General features: G+C 59.7%; 1 protein-coding gene. It reads left to right on the forward strand.

Features of this window, described 5'->3' with window-relative positions; genetic code table 11:
• On the forward strand, positions 1–335 hold a 335-nt coding region (locus G9F75_RS19775; RefSeq protein WP_167409340.1), incomplete at both ends, for a phosphopantetheine-binding protein.

The following is a 335-nucleotide window of genomic DNA, read 5'->3' on the forward strand; positions in this document are numbered from 1 at the left end:
GTCGGCATCCGGGATCACTTTTTTGAGCGGGGCGGCCATTCGTTAAAAGCGACGGCTCTCGTCTCCCGCATCGCCAAAGAGTTCGGTGTTCAGGTGCCGTTACAGGACATCTTCGCCCGGCCGACGGTGGAAGAGCTCGCTTCGGTCATTCAGGACTTGGAAGAGAGCCCGTATGAAGCGATTCAGCCTGCGCAAAAACAGGACACCTACCCGGTGTCTTCAGCGCAGAAACGGATGTATGTGCTCCAGCAGCTTGAAGACGGCGGTGTCGGCTACAATATGCCGGCTGTGCTGGAACTGACGGGCCCGCTTGACCGCGGCCGGCTGGAGGAGAC

The organism is Bacillus sp. EKM208B, assembly GCF_011800725.1.
Lineage (GTDB): Bacteria > Bacillota > Bacilli > Bacillales > Bacillaceae > Bacillus > Bacillus velezensis.